The sequence below is a fragment of the Cupriavidus sp. SIMBA_020 genome (assembly GCF_046535395.1).
GTDB classification, from domain to species: Bacteria; Pseudomonadota; Gammaproteobacteria; order Burkholderiales; family Burkholderiaceae; genus Cupriavidus; species Cupriavidus campinensis.
This window is the reverse complement of sequence record NZ_JAWRWU010000177.1, coordinates 1-353: the sequence shown is the minus strand read 5'-3', so window position 1 is coordinate 353 and position 353 is coordinate 1. Positions and strand designations below refer to the sequence as shown.

Annotated in this window: 1 protein-coding gene; it reads left to right on the top strand. The window is 58.4% G+C overall.

Annotated features, from left to right (window positions below):
* Positions 1-353, top strand: a 353-nt coding sequence (locus SB751_RS28705) for a putative Ig domain-containing protein (RefSeq protein ID WP_410748874.1), incomplete at both ends; no start/stop codon positions are given.

Sequence of the window (353 nt, the reverse complement as noted above, 5' to 3'; positions counted from 1 at the left end):
CCAACGATCACTATCGACACCACGGATCTGCCTACAGGTAACCAAAACCTGGACTATGGCACGCACACGGTTGCGGCCTCTGGTGGCGCGGCAGCCTATGCGTACGAGATCAAGGGACTTCCGGCAGGACTGAAGGCGGATGGCAACACCATCTCCGGCACGCCGACCGAAGCGGGTTCCTTCAGCATCACTATCAACGTGAAGGATCACGATGGCTATGAGCAGCCCTTCACGAAGACGCTTGAGATCAAGAGCGCTCCAACGATCACGATCGACACCACCGACCTGCCCGCAGGTAAACAGAACCTCGACTATGGTTCGCATACAGTTACGGCCTCTGGCGGTGCGGCACC